Annotated in this window: 24 protein-coding genes; 7 read left to right on the top strand and 17 right to left on the bottom strand. The window is 66.7% G+C overall.

The features are described from left to right. Positions 1-72 precede the first annotated feature (72 nt). Positions 73-1,377, bottom strand: coding sequence for an amidohydrolase (locus ACQY72_RS08370; RefSeq protein WP_428152962.1), 1,305 nt, complete (start codon positions 1,375-1,377; stop codon positions 73-75). Between the two features lie 90 nt (positions 1,378-1,467). On the opposite strand from ACQY72_RS08370, the gene ACQY72_RS08375 reads away from it, so the two are divergent. Together ACQY72_RS08375 and ACQY72_RS08380 are read left to right on the top strand one after the other, a co-directional pair. Then, positions 1,468-1,821, top strand: a complete 354-nt coding sequence (locus tag ACQY72_RS08375; protein ID WP_426022286.1) for a hypothetical protein — start codon at positions 1,468-1,470, stop codon at positions 1,819-1,821. A gap of 55 nt (positions 1,822-1,876) precedes the next feature. Next, positions 1,877-2,311, top strand: a complete 435-nt coding sequence (locus ACQY72_RS08380) for an SRPBCC family protein (protein WP_428152964.1) — start codon at positions 1,877-1,879, stop codon at positions 2,309-2,311. Here the strand turns inward: ACQY72_RS08380 and ACQY72_RS08385 are convergent. The 9 genes from ACQY72_RS08385 to ACQY72_RS08425 all read right to left on the bottom strand — a co-directional run bounded on the left by ACQY72_RS08385 (position 2,308) and on the right by ACQY72_RS08425 (position 11,617). Continuing rightward, entirely contained in the window at positions 2,308-3,288 is a 981-nt protein-coding gene (locus ACQY72_RS08385; RefSeq protein ID WP_428152965.1) for a type II secretion system F family protein, read from the bottom strand. The two genes, ACQY72_RS08380 and ACQY72_RS08385, sit on opposite strands and share 4 nt — an antisense overlap. A gap of 10 nt (positions 3,289-3,298) precedes the next feature. Next, entirely contained in the window at positions 3,299-4,276 is a 978-nt protein-coding gene (locus ACQY72_RS08390; protein WP_372692318.1) for a type II secretion system F family protein, read from the bottom strand. A 4-nt stretch (positions 4,277-4,280) separates the two neighbouring features. Continuing rightward, entirely contained in the window at positions 4,281-5,942 is a 1,662-nt protein-coding gene (locus ACQY72_RS08395; protein ID WP_372692316.1) for a CpaF family protein, read from the bottom strand. A 3-nt stretch (positions 5,943-5,945) separates the two neighbouring features. After that, entirely contained in the window at positions 5,946-7,538 is a 1,593-nt protein-coding gene (locus ACQY72_RS08400) for an AAA family ATPase (protein ID WP_428152966.1), read from the bottom strand. Positions 7,539-7,542: 4 nt separating this feature from the next. Beyond that, entirely contained in the window at positions 7,543-8,232 is a 690-nt protein-coding gene (locus ACQY72_RS08405; RefSeq protein WP_428152968.1) for a CpaD family pilus assembly protein, read from the bottom strand. Between the two features lie 8 nt (positions 8,233-8,240). Next, positions 8,241-9,758 carry a type II and III secretion system protein family protein gene (locus ACQY72_RS08410; protein ID WP_428152970.1) on the bottom strand — a complete coding sequence of 506 codons (1,518 nt, stop codon included), beginning with the start codon at positions 9,756-9,758 and terminating at the stop codon, positions 8,241-8,243. 26 nt (positions 9,759-9,784) lie between these two features. Further along, a complete protein-coding gene (cpaB, locus tag ACQY72_RS08415) occupies positions 9,785-10,702 on the bottom strand; it encodes a Flp pilus assembly protein CpaB (protein ID WP_428152971.1) in 918 nt (305 codons plus the stop codon). A gap of 117 nt (positions 10,703-10,819) precedes the next feature. Next, a complete protein-coding gene (locus ACQY72_RS08420; protein WP_428152972.1) occupies positions 10,820-11,338 on the bottom strand; it encodes an A24 family peptidase in 519 nt (172 codons plus the stop codon). 102 nt (positions 11,339-11,440) lie between these two features. Further along, on the bottom strand, positions 11,441-11,617 hold the full coding sequence (locus tag ACQY72_RS08425; protein ID WP_425986367.1) for a Flp family type IVb pilin: 177 nt from the start codon (positions 11,615-11,617) through the stop codon (positions 11,441-11,443). A 240-nt stretch (positions 11,618-11,857) separates the two neighbouring features. On the opposite strand from ACQY72_RS08425, the gene ACQY72_RS08430 reads away from it, so the two are divergent. Genes ACQY72_RS08430 through ACQY72_RS08440 form a run of 3 tightly spaced genes read left to right on the top strand, consistent with a single transcriptional unit; the run spans position 11,858 to position 13,369 of the window. Further along, positions 11,858-12,271 (top strand): pilus assembly protein N-terminal domain-containing protein, encoded by a 414-nt coding sequence (locus ACQY72_RS08430; protein ID WP_428152973.1) that lies wholly within the window; start codon positions 11,858-11,860, stop codon positions 12,269-12,271. A gap of 8 nt (positions 12,272-12,279) precedes the next feature. Then, entirely contained in the window at positions 12,280-12,828 is a 549-nt protein-coding gene (locus ACQY72_RS08435; RefSeq protein ID WP_428152974.1) for a TadE/TadG family type IV pilus assembly protein, read from the top strand. Then, the gene (locus tag ACQY72_RS08440; protein ID WP_428152976.1) at positions 12,821-13,369 is read left to right on the top strand and encodes a TadE/TadG family type IV pilus assembly protein; all 549 of its coding nucleotides are present in this window, start codon (positions 12,821-12,823) and stop codon (positions 13,367-13,369) included. Before ACQY72_RS08435 ends, ACQY72_RS08440 begins: the two co-directional genes overlap by 8 nt. 1 nt (position 13,370) lies before the next feature. Here ACQY72_RS08440 and ACQY72_RS08445 read toward each other — a convergent pair whose 3' ends face one another. The 7 genes from ACQY72_RS08445 to ACQY72_RS08475 all read right to left on the bottom strand — a co-directional run bounded on the left by ACQY72_RS08445 (position 13,371) and on the right by ACQY72_RS08475 (position 17,587). Next, positions 13,371-14,678 carry an anthranilate synthase component I family protein gene (locus ACQY72_RS08445; RefSeq protein WP_428152978.1) on the bottom strand — a complete coding sequence of 436 codons (1,308 nt, stop codon included), beginning with the start codon at positions 14,676-14,678 and terminating at the stop codon, positions 13,371-13,373. Continuing rightward, positions 14,675-15,454: a tyrosine-protein phosphatase gene (locus tag ACQY72_RS08450; protein ID WP_428152979.1), complete on the bottom strand. Its 780-nt coding sequence runs from the start codon at positions 15,452-15,454 to the stop codon at positions 14,675-14,677. Before ACQY72_RS08450 ends, ACQY72_RS08445 begins: the two co-directional genes overlap by 4 nt. 21 nt (positions 15,455-15,475) lie before the next feature. Beyond that, on the bottom strand, positions 15,476-15,778 hold the full coding sequence (locus tag ACQY72_RS08455) for a winged helix-turn-helix domain-containing protein (RefSeq protein ID WP_428152980.1): 303 nt from the start codon (positions 15,776-15,778) through the stop codon (positions 15,476-15,478). Positions 15,779-15,780: 2 nt separating this feature from the next. Then, positions 15,781-16,404 (bottom strand): hypothetical protein, encoded by a 624-nt coding sequence (locus ACQY72_RS08460; protein WP_428152982.1) that lies wholly within the window; start codon positions 16,402-16,404, stop codon positions 15,781-15,783. Positions 16,405-16,542: 138 nt separating this feature from the next. Then, complete coding sequence (locus tag ACQY72_RS08465) at positions 16,543-16,725, bottom strand: DUF1328 domain-containing protein (RefSeq protein WP_291538791.1); 183 nt, start codon at positions 16,723-16,725, stop codon at positions 16,543-16,545. Between the two features lie 107 nt (positions 16,726-16,832). Continuing rightward, positions 16,833-17,243 (bottom strand): hypothetical protein, encoded by a 411-nt coding sequence (locus ACQY72_RS08470; RefSeq protein ID WP_428152984.1) that lies wholly within the window; start codon positions 17,241-17,243, stop codon positions 16,833-16,835. Further along, a complete protein-coding gene (locus ACQY72_RS08475) occupies positions 17,243-17,587 on the bottom strand; it encodes a DUF883 family protein (protein WP_135193936.1) in 345 nt (114 codons plus the stop codon). Before ACQY72_RS08475 ends, ACQY72_RS08470 begins: the two co-directional genes overlap by 1 nt. Before the next feature lie 136 nt (positions 17,588-17,723). On the opposite strand from ACQY72_RS08475, the gene ACQY72_RS08480 reads away from it, so the two are divergent. Together ACQY72_RS08480 and maiA are read left to right on the top strand one after the other, a co-directional pair. Beyond that, on the top strand, positions 17,724-18,392 hold the full coding sequence (locus ACQY72_RS08480; RefSeq protein ID WP_428152985.1) for a fumarylacetoacetate hydrolase family protein: 669 nt from the start codon (positions 17,724-17,726) through the stop codon (positions 18,390-18,392). Continuing rightward, the gene (gene maiA, locus ACQY72_RS08485) at positions 18,389-19,024 is read left to right on the top strand and encodes a maleylacetoacetate isomerase (protein WP_428152986.1); all 636 of its coding nucleotides are present in this window, start codon (positions 18,389-18,391) and stop codon (positions 19,022-19,024) included. Before ACQY72_RS08480 ends, maiA begins: the two co-directional genes overlap by 4 nt. Positions 19,025-19,062: the final 38 nt, after the last annotated feature.

The raw sequence follows: 19,062 nt of genomic DNA on the forward strand, positions 1-19,062 counted from the left end.
AAGGCTAAACGATACCACGTTCAATGTGCTCTCGAATTGATTTGTGCCCCTACTGACTGAAAAATGGAGCGCCTAGTTCCGCTCCAGGAACCGCAGCGCCGTCAGGACGTGCGTCTTCACCCCGAGCGGCAAGACCTTCTCGTTCGGCGAGAACTCCGGCGAGTGGTTGGGCGCCGAGGTCGCGGGATCGACGCCGTCGGGGCTGGCGCCCAGGTGGTAGAAGACGCCGGGGATGACCTGCTGGAAATAGCTGAAGTCCTCGGCAACCGTGGTCGGGGGCGTGGCGGGGTTGACGTTGCCCTCGCCCGCCGCCTCGGTAAGGACGGGGGCCAGCCAGGCGGACAGGCCGGGGTCGTTGAAGACCAGGGCGGCGTTTTGCTTGACGCCGAACTCGGCGGTGGCGCCGTAAGCCGCCGCGACATGGTCGATGGCGGTCTCGGCGCGGGTGACCAGGGCGTCGCGCTGGCCCGTGTCGAAGGTGCGCAGGGTGCCGGACAGGGTCGCGCTGTCGGGGATGATGTTGTAGCGGACTCCGGCGTTCAGGGTGGCGATGGTGAAGACGGTCGGGGTGGTGGTCGGATCGACCGTGCGGGCGGTTAGGGTGTTGACCGTCTCGATCACCTGACCCGCCACGGCGATCACGTCGACCCCGCGCCAGGGCCAGGCGCCGTGGGTCTGTTTGCCCTTCAGCACGATATCGACCCGGTCCGAGGCGGCCATGAAGCCTTCGGGCCGATAGAAGACGCTGCCCGGGCGGCCCGGCACGACGTGCAGGCCGAAGATGGCCTCGGGCTTGGGATCGTTCAGCGCGCCCTCGGCGATCATCAGAGCCGCGCCGCCCTTGGGTTCGCCGGGAGGGGCGCCCTCCTCCGCCGGCTGAAAGACGAAGACCACCGTGCCGGCGATCCGGTCCTTCGTCCCGGCCAGCACCTCGGCCGCCCCCATCAGCATGGCCATATGCATGTCGTGGCCGCAGGCGTGGGCCACGGGCACCGTATTGCCCATATAGGTCCCGGTGGCGGTGGACGCGAAGTCCAGGCCCGTCGCCTCCTGCACCGGCAGGGCGTCCATGTCGGCGCGCAGGGCCACGACCCGCCCGGGCCGCGCGCCGCGCAGCACGCCGACGACCCCGGTCTTGCCGACCCCGGTGCGGACCTCCAGACCCAGGGACCGCAGGTGTTCGGCGATCACTCCGGCCGAACGGGTCTCGGCGAAGCCTAGTTCGGGATGCTGGTGGAAATCACGACGCCAGGCCGTCACCTCGGGCATCACGCGCTGGACGGCGGCGTCCACGCTGGCCGCATCGACAGTCTGGGCATTTGCAGCGCCGGCCGCGAGCAGCAGCGCCAGGGTGGAGGCGGCGAACAGTCGGCGCATGTGAAGGTCCCGTGAAATTTTAAGCCTGATCGCAGGTGACGGCGCCGCGAGCGCTTGTGCAAGCCGTCGCGAACGGCGATTTCTGTCGGCATGGCCGAGAAGGACTTCAAGACCGCGAAGACGGAATGGCGGGACGTGGTCCTGGTGTGCCGCAAATGCTCCAAGAAGCTGGACGGCGGCTTCGGCCCCGGCGGCGACCTGACGCTGAAGAAGGCGCTGCGCAAATACCTGCATCTCAAGAAGGGCAAGCAGGGGCGAAAGGGCGGACTGATCGTCACCGGCGCCGACTGTTTCGACATCTGCCCCAAGGGCGGGGTGGTCGCCGTCAACTCGGCCCAGCCCAAGAAGCTGCTGATCATTCCCGCCGGCGCCGACCTGTTCGAAGTCAAGACGCGGCTGGGGCTGGACGACGGGCGGCGGCTGAAGCTGGTCGAACCGGACTGAAGACAGCGGCCGGTTGCGCCTTCCTTCCGGCGACAAGCCGTGCCAGAGCGAAACCATGGATGACACTCGTATCGAAAAACGCGTCGGCGTTCAGGCGACCTCGGACCGGATCTGGGACCTGGTCGCCGACCTGTCAGGCTGGAGCGCCTGGAACCCGGTCGACACCGATGTCGAAGGCGCCATCGCCTATGGCGGGCGCCTGACGATGAACGAGGCCTGGCCCGACATGCCCGAGCGCCAGGCCCTGGCCCAAGTCGTCGAATGGCAGCCGCGCGTGCGTCTGGTCTGGGCTGAACGGCGCGGCTTCCTGTTCCAGAGCCTGCGCTACATCCAGATCGAGGAGCTGGGCCCCGGCAACTGCATCCTGACGGCGGGCATCCGCTTCTCGGGCCTGCGTGGCGAACTGTTCCACGACAAGCATCGCCCGGCGATCCGCCAGGCCCAGGAAGCCATTGTCGAAGGCCTGAAGGCGGCGGCGGAGGCCGCCTAACCGCCCTCTTTCATCATATCGATGACGTTCAGGATCGCCGGCCCCAGGATGACGATGAACAGCACCGGCAGGAAGAACAGGATCATCGGCACGGTCAACTGCGCCGGCAGGGCCGAGGCCTTCTTCTCGGCGGCGGACAGACGCAGATCGCGATTTTCCTTGGCCATGACGCGCAAGGCCGTCGCCAGCGGCGTGCCATAGGTCTCGGCCTGGGTCATGGCGGTGGCCACCGACTTCACGCCCGGATGGTTGGTGCGCTTGCCCAGGTTCTCATAGGCCATGCGACGTTCAGGCAGATAGGAAAGCTCGGCCGACAGCAGCGACAGCTCCTCGGCCAGGTCGATCGACGACGGCCCCATTTCCTGGCTGACCTTGGTGATCGCCGCCTCGATGGACATGCCCGCCTCGACGCAGATCAGCAGCAGGTCCAGCGCATCGGGAAACGCCTGCATGATCGAGGTGCGGCGCTTGGTGATGCGGTTCTTCAGATAGAGGTTGGGTGCATAGAAGCCCGCCACCGCCGCACCCATGACCAGCGTCAGCTTGTTCATCGTGGGCCAGTCCACGATCTTGATCACGAACATGTAGAAGGCCGCCACGATCATGAAGACGAAGGGCGAGGCGAAGCGGAAGAAATAGAAGGTCGTCAGCGGGCGCGGCCCGCGATAGCCGGCCTGGGCCATCTGACCGGCGACCTTGGGGTCCTCCAGCAGCTTGGTCAGGTTCAGCCGATCGACGATCCGCTTCTTGAACCCGTCGTCGGTGTGACGCAGCGCGCCTTGGCCGGCGGCCATATTGGCGCGAGAACGGCGTTTCAGGTCGTCGCGCCGTTCGGCGACCGCCTTCATCCGCTTGTCCAGCGCGACGCCCCCGGTCATCGATGACATCAGGGTCAGGACGGTGGCGAAGACCAGCACGCCCACGCCGATGCTGAGCAGGTTCTGCGGGTCGGTGATGAAGCGGATGAAGCTTTCCATGATCCCCGTCTCAGAACTTGAACGAGATCATGCGCTTCATCACGAAGATGCCGGTCGCCATCAGGCAGACCGCCATCAACAGCATGAAGTTGCCGCGGAAGTCGGTGAACAGGGGCATCATGTAGGACGGCGTCGTCATCATGACCATCGTCATGACCGCCGGCGGCAGGGACGCGATGATGCCGGCCGAGGCCAGGGCCTCGGACGACAGGGCCTTGATCTTCTCGCCCATCATGCGCCGCGCGCGCAGCACGCCCGACAGGTTGCCCAGCGCCTCGGCCAGGTTGCCGCCGGTCTTCTGCTGAATGGCGATGACGATGGTGAAGAAGCGCAGTTCCGGCGTCGGCATCCGCTCGAACATCTTCTCCAGCGCCTGCTCCAGCGTCAGGCCGACGCCCAGTCCCTCGACCAGCTTCTGGAACTCAGGCCCCAAGGGCGCAGGACTTTCGCGAGCGATGATCTTGAAACATTCGTGGACCGGCAGGCCCGACTTGATGCCGCGCACGATCACATCGACGGCGTTGGGGAACTCCAGCGAGAACTTCTTCATCCGCCCCTTGGCCAGGAAGCCGACGACCCAGCGCGGCAGGCCCAGGCCGAAGACCACGGCGACGCCCAGGACCGCCAGGATCGGCAGGCCCAGCACCAGGGCGACCAGCGCCGCAACCACCCCGACCACGGCGGAGATGATGTAGAAGGTCGTCACTTTCAGGCTGAGGCCCGCCTGTTTCAGACGTGACGCCAGGGTGGTGCGCGCCTTGCGCTCGCGACGATCCGCTTCCTGAAGCTGGACCAGGATCTGCTTGCGGCGCGCCTCGGGCGTATTGGCGGCGGCGGCCTTGCGGGCGATCGCGGGGTTCTTCTTGGCCTCGCCCAGGCTCTGGGCGCGCTTGACCGCCTGGGCCGACGAATCGTCGCCCCCGACGAAGACCCAGCCCAGGCCGCCGATGGTGATGAAGGCCAGAACGGCGGCGAGGATCGGCAGCATCGTCCTACTCCGCCGCGTCCAGGGCGTCGGCCAGCTCGCGCTCCAGCCCGTAGTAGCGGGCGCGGTCCCAGAAGCGGGGACGGGCGATGCCGGTCGAACGGTGACGGCCGATGATCTTGCCGTTCTCGTCCTCGCCGGTGATGTCGTAGACGAACAGGTCCTGGGTCACGATCACGTCGCCTTCCAGGCCAACGACCTCGGTGATGTGGGTGATGCGACGCGACCCGTCGCGCAGGCGGGCGGCCTGGATGATGACGTCGACCGAGCCCACGATCATCTCGCGGATCGTGCGCGAGGGCAGACCGTATCCGCCCATGGTGATCATGGATTCCATCCGGCTGATGGCTTCCCGGGGGCTGTTGGCGTGCAGCGTGCCCATGGAGCCGTCGTGGCCGGTGTTCATGGCCTGCAACAGGTCGAAGGCCTCGGGGCCGCGCACCTCGCCGACGATGATCCGCTCGGGGCGCATCCGCAGGCAGTTCTTGACCAGATCACGCATGGTGATCGTGCCCTGGCCTTCCAGGTTTGGCGGGCGGGTTTCCAGACGCACCACGTGCGGCTGCTGCAGTTGCAGTTCGGCGGCGTCCTCGCAGGTGATGACGCGCTCGGTCGGGTCGATGAAGGCCGTCAGGGTGTTGAGCAGGGTCGTCTTGCCCGACCCGGTGCCGCCCGAGATGACCAGATTGCATCGCGAGGCGCCGATGACGCCCAGGACGCGCGCGCCTTCGGGACTGATGGAGGCGTACTCCACCAGGTTCTTCATCGTCAGCTTGTCCTTCTTGAACTTCCGGATCGTCAGCGTCGGACCGTCGATCGCCAGCGGCGGGGCGATGACGTTGACGCGCGACCCATCGGGCAGACGGGCGTCGCAGATGGGGCTGCTCTCGTCCACGCGGCGGCCGACCTGCGACACGATCCGCTGGCAGATGTTCATCAGCTGGGTGTTGTCGCGAAAGCGGACGTTGGTCAGCTGGACCTTGCCGGCGACTTCGATGAAGACCCGCCCGGCGCCATTGACCATGATGTCGGCGATGTCGTCGCGCGCCAGCAGCGGCTCCAGCGGCCCATAGCCCAGGACGTCGTTGACGATGTCCTGAACCAGATGCTCCTGCTCGGCGACCGACATGGAGACGTTCTTGATCGCCACCAACTCGGCGACGATGTCGCGGATTTCCTCGGACGCCGCCTTCTGGTCCAGGTGCGCCAGCTGGGCCAGGTCGATGGTGTTCATCAGCGCGTTGAAGATCGTCGTCTTCGTGGCGTGATAGTAGTCGCTCTGTTCACGGACGATCTCGGCGACCGCCTGGGCCTTCTTCAGCTGTTCCAGACCGGCCGTGGCCTTGGGACCGGTTCCGGCGACATTGCCGGTGGGGCGCGGCGCTTCCGGCTTGGGTTTGGGGCGCGAGGCCAGGGCGTCGAGACGGTCGGCGGGCGCGGGCTGCGTCGGCGCCGAGGCGCGCTCGAAAGCCTCCGCCGCCGGCTCCAGATCCTCGTCGGCGAAGGCGTAGGCCTCGGCCCTGGCCTGAGCTTGGGCCTGGGCGGCCATCCCCGGCGGGGGCGCGGCGGCGTCGACCTTGAAGACGGACACAGGCTCGCCAGCCGGCGCAGGCGCCGGACGCATCGGCGCCGTCGTGACGCCGGGCTGGCCTGTGCGCTTGCCGAACATGCGTCAGCGCTTCTTGAACATATTGGCGAACAGGGACTTGGACGCGCCGTCGGCAGGCTTTGACGCCTTTTCCGACTTCACTGGCTTGCCCGGCTTGCCCTTCGGTCCCGCGATCATCGGCAGTTCGCGACGCGACACGATCTGGGCCAGGGTCTGGAAGGCCTCGGCCGCCTTGGTCTTGGCCCCGGCGTCCAGGATCATCTGGCCGTTGTTGGCGGCTGCGCCGAAGGTCTTGGCGTCGAACGGGATCAGCAGGCTGGGATGAACCCCCAAGGCGGCGCCGAAGTCCTTGGCCGGAATCTCGGGACGACCCGGCACACCGACCTGGTTCAGCACCAGGCGCGGCGGCGCGTCGTTGGGCCGGCCCTGACGGATCAGGTCGATCATGTTCTTGGCGTTGCGCAGGGACGCCAGATCGGGCGTCGCCACCACCACCACCTCGTCGGCGCTGATCAGGGTGCGGCGCATCCACGGCGACCACAGGTGCGGCAAGTCCAGCACGACGAACGGCGCCGTGGCGCGAATCTGGTTCGTGACCTCCTCGAACGCCTCGGTCGAGATGTCCCAGTCCGTGTCCAGACTGGCGGGCGCGGCGAACAGGCTCAGCTTGTCGGTGCAGCGGACCATCATTCGGTCCAGCAGGGTCGCGTCCAGCCGGTCGGGCTGGCCCAGGGCGTCGGCGACGCCGCTCAGCGGATCTTGGTTGAAGTCCAGGCCGGCGGTGCCGAACGGCAGGTCATAATCCACGATGACGGTATTGGCGCCGATCCGCTCGGAGATCGCATAGGCCGTGTTGTGCGCCACGGCCGACGCCCCCGCCCCGCCCCGTGCGCCGACGAAGGCGATGGTGCGCCCGACGAAGGGCTGGGCCGGATCGTTGAACAGGCCGCCGATGGCCGCGATCAGTTGCAGCGGCTGCAACGGCGCGACCAGATATTCGCTGACGCCGCGACGCATCAGTTCGCGGAACAGGATGATGTCGTTGGTGGCGCCGATGACCACGACCTTGGTGCCCGCGTCGCAGACTTCGGCCAGTTGATCGACCTCCCAAAGCAGCGTCTGGGGGTCTTTCAGGCATTCGACGATGATCAGCGGCGGCGTGGGTTCGTGATGATAGGTTTCGACCGCAGCCGCCACGCCGCCGACGCGGATCTGGGTCGTGGCGCGCGACAGGCGGCGATCCTGAGCCGCGCGCTCGGCGGCGGCCAAAGTATCCTGGCGCTCGGCGAAGACATGGATGGCGATGCGCGGCACCGACACTTCGCCGATATTGCTGGACGGGGCCAGACCCGTGGACCCCAGGCCCGTCACATCCAGACCCGTCTCCATCAGGCTGGCCTCGGCCTGGGCCACCACTTCGCCGACCGGGTTGAATCCGGCGGCCTCGGGCACATAGGCGGGCGCCACCGCGAAGGGCGCTGGCGGTTGGGGCGCTGGCGGTTGGGGCGCTGGCGGAACGGACGGGGCGGCCGTGAACTGAAGCGGCGCCCGCGTTTGGTCGGGCGAAACCTCGGCCAGGGGTTCGGCGAACTCCATATCGACGTCGAAGGCGTCGTCGAAAGTATCGAACTCGCGGGGGACGGGGGCAGTGCTCATGGGTCTAGTTCACCGCACGGGAGACGGCGGTCTCCCGGATCAGGGTTTCCGCCTCGGCTGCGGTCGGCTTGCCGCTGCGATACAGGTCAAAGACCACCGTACGTCGTCCGGCGTCGGCAGGCGTCATGGTGCGCGGCCGCTGGATGTCGCGCGGATTTTCGATCTGGGCGGCCAGGTTGGCCGTGACGGCGCAGCCGAAGTTGGAGCCCGACTGATTGTCTCCGGTGCGGCTCAGATTGCCCCATGTCGTCCCGCATTGCGGCACGGCGGCGCGGACGGTCTGATAGCCGACCACGACCGGCGCCCTCGGATCCGGCGCCGCATAGCTGACCAGGGTGATGCGATCCGGCGACACGCCCGACGCCGCCAGTATGGACTTGATGTCATAGGCGGTCTTCAGCGCGACCGGATCGTTTCCGGCGGGCGCCTCGATCACCATCGGCACGGCATCGACGTAGCGATACCGTCCGACCAGGGCCTGCAGGGCGTCGCCCTGAGCCGGCGACAGGCCGGTGTCATGAACCGCCAGGGCGATCCGGTCCAGATCGGGCTCGACCTGAAGCTGATAGCGCGAGGTCGGCGTCAGCGGCGGCTCGCCGCCCAGGCTGGCAGGGCCGCCAACGCAGGCGCCCAGAGCGAGGGCGGTCGTGGTGAGAAGGGCGATGATCGGGGTGCGGATCACACTGCAAGTCATGGGGGCGCTCACTCGATCACATAGCCGACCGAACCGGCCGGGGGCGCATTGGGCAGGCCGTAGACCTGGTTCAGCTGTCCAAAGAGGATGGTCTGGCTGTCTTCGGCGATCCGCAGGCCATCGGCCGGCGTCTGCATCCGACCAGGCGAGGTCGGACTGACGATATAGGGCTCGACGATGACCACCAGCTCGGTCTCGCCCATCAGATAATCGCGCGAGCGGAACAGTTGGCCCAGCACCGGAAGGTTGGTGACGCCGGGCAGCGAATCCACCGTCTGGCGGCTGCTTTCCTGAAGCAGGCCGGCGATCATCATCGATCCGCCCGAGGGGATTTCGATGGTGTTCTCGCTGCGACGGACCGTCAGGCCCGGCAGGGTGATGGAGGACGGTGTTCCCGCACCGATGGTCAGGCCGCCCTGTGACGACAGTTCGGACACCTCGACCTTGACCTGCAGATTGATGCGGCCGCCCGACAGAACCACTGGACGGAAGGCCAGGCCCACGCCGTAGGGTTTGTACTGGACCGTGATCTGGCCCTGAGCATCACGGCTGGCAGGAACCGGAAATTCGCCGCCCGCCAGGAAGCTGGCCGCCTCGCCATTGACCGATGTCAGGTTCGGCTCGGCGAGCGTGCGCAACAGGCCGACGCGTTCGAAGGCCTTCAACATGGCCTCGCCCTTGCTCAGATTGTCCGAACCGGGGCCGGTGCCGGGCTGGGCGGTGTCCCAGTTGACGGCGTCATCCGGGCCATTGACCGTAAAGGGGCACAGAGCGCCCGGTTGCCAGCCCGGCCCAATGCAGGGACGCTGCATCTGATAGTTCTTGGTCGTATCGATCGACGTGCCTGCGCTGATGCCGCCCAGCAAGGCGCTGTTGACACCCCAGGTCGCCGCATTGCCCAGAAGCCATTGCGTATCGCCCAATCGCCCGACGACCGCCGAGGTGTTGAAGCCCAGCTGTTTGATAACGTTGCGCTGAACCTCGACCACGCGAACCCTCAGTGTCACCTGATCGGAACCCGGCACGGTGATCATGTTCAGCACCTTTTCAGGCGTCGCAACGAAGGCCGCCGCGATACGGGCGGCCTGCGTCGAGGATGCGGGGTTCTCCGCCACGCCAGTCAGGATGATGCTGTCGTTGACCGCCTCGGCCCGGACCTGGCCGCCGGGTATCATCCGGTTCAGAGTGTCCTGCAGGGCGCTGGTGCCCGCATCCACCCGCACCTTCAGGCTCAGGATCGTGCGTCCGGCCCCGTCCAGGAAGACGGCGTCGGTCTCGCCCGGCGCGATGCCGATCACGGTGATGCGGCGCGGCGAATGCAGCATGGCCTCGGCCACCTGCGGATTGGACACGATCACGTCGCGCGCATCGGCGGGCAGATCGACGGCGAACGACGTGCCGCGCGGCAGATTGATCATTTGCGGCGCGGCGCCCATCGACACGGCGGCCCGCGTCTGGGCCACGCCGGCGGGCGCGGCGGTCAGGCTGGCCAGAAGGGCGCAGGCGACGGCGGCGGTCTTTTGCATCGCGGATCGGCGCATCGGAACGGCTTTCATGGGACGGCGACCACTTCGGGCGCGCCGCCGCGATAGATGCGAACGGCCTGGGGTTGGGCCGTCGCCGCGGCGCGACGGTGCGTGGCGCCGGACGGGCCGGCGGTGTCGGCGTAGGACCGCAGCGACAGCGACAGTTCGCCCTCGGCCTTGGCCTGGGCCAGCATTTCCGCAGCCTGCGGACGGACTTCCAGGGTGGCGGTCGCGCCGACCACGGCCTGTTCGTCGTCGCCGGCGCGCGTCGATTGGTCGATGGCCAGAACCTTGATGTTCTGCAGCACGGTTCCGGAAATGAACTTGGACTTGGAGGCGCCTTCGACCGCGCCGTTGCGATTGGTTTCGGCGGTCAGGACCACATCGACCCGGTCGCCCGGCAGGATGAAGCCGCCGGCGGCGGATTCCACGGTGACGGCGATCGCCATCGCACGCATCCCCGGTTCCAGATAGGCGGCCAGATAGCCGCTGTCGCCGGCGCGCACGATCTTGCGCGCCACGATCGGTTCACCGGCCAGAATGGGCTCGCGCACGACTGAGCCGATATAGTCGGACTTGGCGCCGGGTCCCGTCAGTTCGTTTGCCGCATGGGCGACACGCTCGACCGCGCCGGAGGCCTTCTCGGCCGCGTTCTCCGCGACGGGCTTGGCGGGAACGGGTGTGGAGCCGTCGGTGATGAAGACCGGATTGACCTCGTCCGCCGGCCAGTCCTTCCAGGCCAGGTCGCCCTCGACCAGGCGCTTGCCGGGCTCCAGGTCCTTGGCGGCGACCAGCACCTTGGCCATCGCCCGTGTTTCGACCGCAGCGGCGGCGGCAGGCGCGGCGGGCTGGTTCGAGGATGATCCCATGGCCCGGACCACCAGGGCCAGACCAATGGCCGAGACGGCGGCGATGCAGATGACGACGATACGGGCGGGCTTCATCCAGAATGTCTCCAGCAGGCGCTGTGTTCGGATTCAGTCCCCGAGGCCTACCGTTAACGATCATGACCCTTACGGGTTAACGCTTCCTAAGCGGCGCGAACGCTGGTCCGCGTAACCTCAGCGACCCGAGGCGAAGGTCAGCAGCAGACCGCTTTCCGGCAGAGCCAACAGGGCGCCGGCGGCGATGGCGACGCCATAGGGGATGTCGCCCTTGGGCTGCATCAGACTGACGACCCAGCCTTGCGACACCGACGGTGCTACCATCGGGAAATACTGGCGGGCGGTCATCAGGAACAGGCAGAAGACGCCGCCAGCGATGCCGGTCCACAGCAGGAATGGCGCGACGCCGCTCAAGCCCATCCACAGACAGCTGGCGGCCAGCAACTTGGCGTCGCCGCCGCCGACCCATCCGGCCGCGAACATGCCCATTCCGACCACAAGCGCAGCCACGCCGATCCCGACGTGAATGGCGATGTCCATCGGCGCGGCGCCGATCAGCAGGGCGACGGGAAAGAAGGCGGCGATCAAGGCCAGCGAGACCCAGTTGGGGATCTTCATCGTGATCAGGTCATGCAGACCGCCGACGATCACGAGGGCCGGAAACACGCCGAGCACGATGAGCAGCAGAATATCCATGACGCCTATCTTGCCCGGCAGGGCTTAAAGTTGGGTTGCCAAAAGAAAAGGGGCCGGAGCTTTTCAGCTCCGGCCCCCGTCCTTACGTCGATCGCTCGACGATTAGGTGTTCGCTTTGTTCAGTTCGGTCGAGACCTTGGTGAAGGTCGCCTTCAGGCTGGTGCTCATGGTGCCGAGCACCGTGATCAGAGCGACGGCGATCAGAGCAGCGATCAGGCCGTATTCGATGGCGGTAGCGCCCGATTCGTCTTTGGCGAAGCGCGAGATGAACTTGGTCATGGGTAGTTCCTTTTTTTCAAAATGGTCTAGCGAGCAACTTGGCGGGGGGAGCCGGTAGCCCGCTTGACCCCCAAACGCAGGATCAAAATGCCAGACCCCCGTTAAATCTGAGTCACGAGGTTTGGTTACGCGCAGATTTACCAAAGAAAATTCTCGTCCCGGTGCTTCAGCCTTTGTTGAGGATCATCGGCGCATCATGCGTGCGTCCGCGTCCGCACGCGCCGTCATTCAGAGCCGCCGATGTCTCGCATCTCCGCCCCCGTCCTGGCGCAAGTCCTCGCCTTCGCCCTCGTCGCAGCTCCCATCGCGGCGCATGCCCAGAACGGCCCGCTCAACGTCGAGATCGATCGTTCGACGCGGGTCCAGCTGCGCGGCGCCGCCGCCTCTGTCATCGTCGGCAATTCGCAGATCGCGGACGTGTCCATGGTCGACGCCAACACCCTGTTCATCGTCGGCAAGGGCTATGGCGTCACCGAGGTCGCCGTGGTCGACAGCGTCGGCCGCACCCTGTTCCAGCGCGAGATCGTGGTGTCGGGCGGCTCGACGGGTTCGGTTCGTGTCTGGCGCGGCGCGCAGTCGACGGAAATGGCCTGCGGTTCTTCCTGCGCGCCCAGCGTCCGCGTCGCTCCGACAGCCGCGCCGACCGCCCCCTGATCCCGGATATGAGCGCTACGGACCCATCGGCCGCCAGTCAGCGTCGTGCGCAGCGCCGGCGCAAGCGTGAAGGCGCGGCGGCCGTCGAGTTCGCGATGGTCGCCCTTCCTTTCTTCCTGATGATCTTCTCGATCCTGGAGCTGGGCATCGTCTTCGTTCTGGATTCGGTCATGGAGACGGCGACCACGGAAGCCGGCCGCCTGGTCCGCACCGGACAGGCCGATCAGCAGAAGTTCACCGCCGCCCGCTTCAAGACCGAATTCTGCAGCCGCATGATGCTGTTCGAGAGCGACTGCGCCAATCGCGCGACAGTGGATGTCCGCGTGATCCCCAAATTCACCGAGCCCAATCCTCCCGATCCGATCACCAACGGCGCGATGGACGAGAAAAAGACCATCTACGACGGCGGCAAGCCCGGCGACCTCATTCTGGTCAGCGTCTGGTATGTGCACCCGCTCGCCACCCCGATGCTGAGCCAGGCCACCTCGCCGCTCGGGATCGGCAAGATCATACTGCGCTCCACGACCGCCTTCCGCAACGAGCCGTGGAATGCGTAGAACCGGCCTGATCTCATGCTTCAGGGCGTTGGCACGCGATACGCGCGGGCTGGCGGCGGTGGAGTTCGCCTTCCTCGCTCCGATCCTGATCGTGTTCTATTTCGGCATGGTCGAATTCTGCCAGGGCTATATGGCGCTGAAACGCACGGGTCATGTCGCCGCGATGACGGCTGACCTGGTGTCCCAATCCGATTCCGTCACCAAGACCGAGGTCCAGGATCTGCTCGCTTTCGGCGATCTGATCATGAAGCCGTTTGCGGCGAGCGGCCTGACCCAGCGGGTCTCAAGCGTCACGCGCGTCAATGCGACGACCTACCGGGTCGACTGGAGCGTCGGAAAAGGCATAGCCGCGAAACTGACGGTGGCGGAGGCCAAGCTTCCCTCCGACATGCTCGCCGACGGCGAATCCGTCATCGTGGCCGAGGCGAACTACGACTACAGGTCGCCGTTCGATCGTGTCGCCCCCTATGTCACCCAGTTCAAGCGGATGGCTTATCTGCGTCCCCGCACGGCCGACGTCATCGCCTGCAAGAGCTGCTGATTTAAGACCCGATCAGGGCGTCGCGCATCGCCGAAATCTTGGCGTCGGTCTCGGCCTCTTCCGCCTCCGGGTCGCTCTCGGCCACGATGCCGGCGCCGGCCAAAGTGCGAAACCGCCAGACGCCGTCCACGCGTTCGAACCCCGCTGTTCGGATCAGGACCGAGGCCGTCAGGGCGCCGTCTTCCCCGATCAGAAACAGCGAGCCACACCAGGGACCACGCGGCGGTTCGTGGGCCGCGATCACCTTCATCGCCTGGTGCTTTGGCGCACCGGTGATCGAGCCCGGCGGGAAAGTCGCCTCCAGCAGGTCGGCGGGACCGACGCCGGCCTGCGCCAGCGCCGTCACGGTCGAGACCAGGTGATGCACGGTCGGATGGCGCTCGATCTCGAACAGGGTCTCGACCTGCACAGATCCCGGCTGCGACACGCGCGCCAGGTCGTTGCGCATGAGGTCGACGATCATCAGGTTCTCGGCCCTGTCCTTGGCGCTGGCCTGCAGCTCGTCCGCCAGGGCGGCGTCCTGAACCGGATCGACGGCGCGGGGGCGCGTACCCTTGATCGGGCGCGCCTCGATGCGTCGGCTGGCGGCGTCGAAGGCGAGGAACAGCTCGGGCGAGTTGGACACCAGCGTCCGCTCTCCGATCCGCCAATAGGCTCCGAAGGACGAGGCGCGGTCCTGTTGAAGGCGCAAGAAGACATCGAACGGATCGGCGGCCGGCTTCAAGACGCCGGACCAGGCCTGCGCGATATTGGCCTGGAACAGCTCGCCCGCCGCGATCCGCTCCACCACGTCCGATACGGCGGCGCGATAGGCGCCCGCCGGCGCTTCGGCGTCGAAGGTCTCGGCCGGCGCCGATGGCGGCGCGACGACGGCGGCGTTCGACAGCCACTCTAGGGCCACCTCCGCTGCCTCGCTGGCTTGCTCCGCCGTCGCCCCTCGCCCCACCGCGCGCACGGTGCGCTGATGATGATCGAAGGTCAGCATGGCCGGGTAACGGGCCAGCATCAGGTCGGGCCATGTCGTCTGTCGCCGCCCGGTCGCCGGCCGCGCGCCCGCGTCATAAGTGGCCAGGCCCACCACGCCCGCGCCGAACGCAAGGTCTCTCAGCGCCTGGAACGGCGCGGCGTCATCGACAGGGCCGACCCGAACGCGGTCCGGCGCCGTGGCGATATGCGACCAGCGCCCGCCCGGTCCGCCGTCCGAAATCAGTGCCAACACGCCGTCGCGGCCGCCCAGTCCCGCAGCGACCTCGACGGGTTCCGCCCACGGCGCATCGCGCGTGACGACGTGGCTGAGAACCTTGCTCACGCCGACAGCCGCTCCACGATCCGGTCGCGCCGCGCCGTATCGACGCCCAGGGCGTCGCGCAGATAGGCGTCCACCGACCCATGCCGCGCCTCGACCTCGGCGAACGCCGCCTCCAGATAGGCGGCCTCGACGCCCAGAAAGGCCACGACGGCGTCGTCGGACGCTAGGCGACCGGTCATCTCGTGCAGTTTCCTGGCGATGCCCGGCGCGCGCCCGGCCAGATCGACGGCCGTATTGGTCAGCAGATAGTCCTCGATCATGTCGTCGCGCGACACGCCCAGCAGATGATGGGTCAGGGCCGCGAGAAACCCCGTCCGGTCCTTGCCCGCCGCGCAATGGATCACCACCGCCCGGTCCTGATCGGCCAGAGCCTGAAAATAGCGGCTGAACACATCCTGATGCGATGCATCGAACGGCAGGGTCCGATAGGTGTTTTCCATGAACCGCCGACCCGACTCGGGCGTCAGGTCGGCGGTCTTCAGGAAGGCGATGTGCGGCGCCTCGGCCCCGTCGTCCACGCCGCCTTCGATCACCAGTCCGGTGAAGTTGTCCGGCCGGCGCGACGGCTGATCGCGCCGCTCGCCGGGCCGGCGAAGATCGACCACCGCCCCGATGTCCAGCAGCCGCAACCGCTCCAGATCCGCATCGCTGGCCCGCGCATGGTGGGCCGAGCGCAACAGACGGGCGGGCTGCACGCGCCGCCCGGCCGTCGTGGCGTAGTCGCCATAGTCGCGGAAGTTGTCGATGGCCTCGAAGGCGTGAAGGCGGGTGGTCATACCCGCGCTTCTAGCTTGATTTTACCGATCTGGCAGCAGGCCCGCCATCGCATCCAGATAGGCGACGAAGGCGTCGCGTCCCTGGTCGGTCAGGCTGGCCTCGGTCAGGGGCTTTCGACCCTTGAAACTCTTGGTCACGGCGACGAAACCGGCCTCTTCCAGCTTGCGCAGATGAACCGACAGATTGCCGTCCGTGGTCTGCAACCGGGCCTTCAGACTGATGAAGTCCGCCGTGCCCGCCCCCGACAGATAGGCCATGATGCCCAGCCGAATGCGCCCATGGATGACGTCGTCGATGCGGCTGATGTCGAAATCATCGGCCATGTTCAGACGATCTCCGACGGTTCCTGGCGCATCAGGATGATCCCCGGAACCAGGGCGACGGCCATCAGCACGACCGTGAACACCAGATAGATTGCCGGGCTGTCGATGAACCAGGCCACCGCGACCGCGCCGGCATAGGCCGCCAGGGCCGTGAACGACATCCAGCGCGTCTTCGTCATCGCCGCACCGATCATCCAAGCCGAGCCATAGGCGACCAGCACAGTCGTCGGCATCACCGCCATCCACGACCAATTCCCGGTCTTGAACGATAGAGCCATCAGCGCCAGCCAGGTGACGAAGATGCCATAGCCAACGCCGGACCAAGCCGCGCTGACCGCCTTGTTGCCAGCCGAGTTGATGCCCGGCTTGCCCTTCATGCGTCCGATCAGGACCGTCAAGCCGATGGCGAAGACGACGCCGGAGGCGATCCAGAGCCACAACTGCGCCCATGGATTGACCTGGATTATTCCCGCCTGAATGGCCCACTGACCAATGTTGGCGGCGCCGAAAACGATGGCGGCCGTAACCAGGATCGGTCCCGCCAACAAGGGCGCATGGCGGCCTTCATGCGCGAGGCTGCGCATATAGGCGATGTCGTCCTGAATGGCCTGGGTCTCGCGTGTCATGGGTCTCTCCTCCTCAAATCCGATGGAGGAGCATCGTCTATAAACTTTGTATTGTAAAGTTCTTTCTCAACATCGTCTCGGCGCATAGAAAAAGGGGCGGAACCGAAGTCCCGCCCCTCAATCTGATTATCTCGCCCGTTATAGTCGGGGGGCGCCGCCGCGTCCGCGAAGTCCGCCAGCCACCAGCGCAATGACGAACAGGATGATGGCGACGACTGCGACGAATTTGGCGATCTCGAACGAGAAGTTCGCGATGCCGCCGAAGCCGAGGACGGCCGCGACCAAGGCCACGACCAGGAAGATAATTGCCCAACGCATCATGGGTTTGGCTCTCCTGAGTTGATGTTGCCGTCGGCGACCCGAGAGCCGTATCGTCGGTCCGATACATCAACGTCGTGGCGGCTTGGCCGTTCCGTCCTTCGGTTGGCTTATCGACGACGACGACGCGAATAGCCGCCCTGGTCCATCTTGCGGTCGGCGACCATGCTGGCGACGATCGCCGCCAGGGCCGGATTGCGCAGCAACAGGAAGGCCGCGCCCAGACCGCCGACGGCGCCCACGATGGGCCGCTCGCGCACGATATGGATCACCTTGCCCAACAGGCCTTCCGGCTCGTCCTCTTCATCCGCCTCGTCGTGCTTGTCGCCCTTCAGGAAGGCCACAGCCACGATCAGGGCGACCAAAGCGAACAGGCCGAAGGTCACAGCCGCCGCGCCCAGCGGCGTCAACGTCAGGCTGAGCGCATAGAAGATCGACACGCCCAGAAAGACGACGGCCAGAAACACGCTGGCGGCGACGACAGCCGTCGCCACCAGCTTTTTGACGATGCCCTTGAACATCAGCGGCGGCGGCCGGCCAGCAGCAGGCCCAGAATGACGCCGACGCCGAGCGCCACGGCGGTGGACTGAAGCGGACGCTCCTGCACGCGTTCGACGACATAGCGTTGGGCTTCGTCGAAACGTTCTGCGGCGTCGTCGTAATATTCGCGGCCTTTCACGCGGGCTTCGTCGTAATAGCCGCGAGCCTGGTCGCGCACTTCATCGCTCTTGGCGCGCAGCTTGGCTTCGGCCTCGGCGGCCTTCTCGCGCAGGCGCTGGGTTTCTTCGCGGGCCCCGGTCTTCAGATCCTCCTTGAGGGTCTTCAGGTCGGCCTTGATGTCTTCTCGGGCCTTGGTGGTGGCCATGATGCGCGCTCCGTTTAAAGCTTGGCGGTAGAATAGAGAACCCCGTGTTGCAACGCCACATGTTCGACGAGGTTCCAACAGATGGGCGCCCGTCTCTGCCCTCGCCACGGGCTTTTCGCCGCACTAGAACGGTCGAATGACCCAATGGCTGTTCCCGCCCCGCCCCGCCCCTTCGCTTCCGATCGTTGGAACGGACCAGCGGTTTCCCGTCCGCCGGATCCTGTGCGTGGGCCAGAACTACGCCGCCCATGCGCGCGAGATGGGGTCGGACCCCGACAAGCAGACGCCCTTCTTCTTCGCCAAGCCCGGCGACGCCGTGGTGTCGGATGGGGCGAACCCCGCCTATCCGTCGGCGACGGCCAATCTGCATTACGAGGCCGAACTGGTCGCGGCCATCGGGCCGGATGCGGACGGCGGGGTCGCCATCGTCGGCTGGGCCGTCGGCTGCGACCTGACGCGACGCGATCTGCAGGCCGAGGCCAAGAAGACCGGCCGCCCCTGGGACGCGGCCAAAGGCTTTGACCAGTCGGCGCCGTGCGGCCCCATCACCCTGGGCGCCCTGCCCGCACCGGCCGGGGCCATCGGCCTCAGCGTCAACGGCGAGGTCAAGCAGGCGGGCGCGCTGGACGACATGATCCTGAACCCCGACCGCATCGTCGCGGCGGCGCAGGCCCTGTGGAGCCTGCAACCGGGCGACCTGATCTTCACCGGCACCCCGTCCGGCGTCGGCCCGGTCAGTCCCGGCGACCGCGTGGTCGTCACCGTCGAGGGTCTGGAGACGCTCAGCTTCGAGATCCAGCCATGATCCTGCACGGCTATTGGCGTTCGGGCGCCAGCTACCGCGTCCGCATCGCCCTGAACCTGAAAGGCCTCGGCTATGACCTCGCCGCCCACGACCTGCGCAAGGGCGAGCAGAAGACGGCCGCCTATCTGGCGCTGAACCCGCAGGGCATGGTCCCCGCCCTTCAGGACGGCGACCTGATCGTCACCCAGAGCCCAGCCATCCTCGAATGGCTGGAGGAAACCCACCCCGAACCTGCCCTGCTGCCGAGGGCGGCCAACGATCGCGCGGCGGTGCGCGCCATGGCCGCCCTGATCGGCTGCGACATTCACCCTCTGAACAACCTGCGCGTGCTGAAGGCCTTGCGGTCGACCTTCGACGCCGATCAGGCGACCGTGGACGCCTGGGCCGCCCAGTGGATCGCGCCGGGATTCGATGCGCTGGAGGCCCTGATCGCCCGCCACGGCGGCGCCTGGTGCTTTGGCGACGCCCCGACGCTGGCGGATTGCTATTTGATTCCACAGCTCTATTCGGCGCGGCGGTTCAATATGGACCTGTCCGCCTGGCCCCGGCTTCTGGCCATCGAGGCGACCGCCCAGGCCCACTCCGCCTTCGCCTCGGCCCACCCGGATCGACAGCCTGACGCGGACGCCTGATTTTCGCCGGATTGCGCATATCAGCGGTGGATAAGTAG

Origin of the sequence: Brevundimonas sp. (assembly GCF_965279155.1) — a bacterium.
Lineage (GTDB): Bacteria > Pseudomonadota > Alphaproteobacteria > Caulobacterales > Caulobacteraceae > Brevundimonas.